The organism is Pseudomonas sp. SIMBA_067 (assembly GCF_046534675.1).
GTDB lineage: Bacteria > Pseudomonadota > Gammaproteobacteria > Pseudomonadales > Pseudomonadaceae > Aquipseudomonas > Aquipseudomonas putida.
Genome location: NZ_JAWRYH010001459.1, coordinates 1 through 231, shown reverse-complemented (window position 1 = coordinate 231; position 231 = coordinate 1). Strand labels below are relative to the sequence as shown.

The following is a 231-nucleotide window of genomic DNA, read 5'->3' as shown; positions in this document are numbered from 1 at the left end:
ACTGGCGAACTTTGCCAACAACGAAGGTCTGGCATCCGAAGGCGACAACGTCTGGTCTGCGACGCAATCTTCTGGCGTGGCGCTGTTGGGGACAGCCGGGACGGGAAACTTTGGCACCCTGACCAACGGTGCGCTGGAAGCGTCCAACGTCGATCTCAGTAAAGAACTGGTCAATATGATCGTTGCCCAGCGTAACTATCAGTCTAACGCCCAGACCATCAAAACCCAGGA

The 231-nt window shown here is 55.8% G+C and carries 1 protein-coding gene; it reads left to right on the top strand.

Going from position 1 to position 231, the window contains the following annotated elements:
- Nucleotides 1–231, top strand: a 231-nt coding sequence (locus tag SB765_RS34255) for a flagellar hook-basal body complex protein (RefSeq protein ID WP_410933106.1), incomplete at both ends; no start/stop codon positions are given.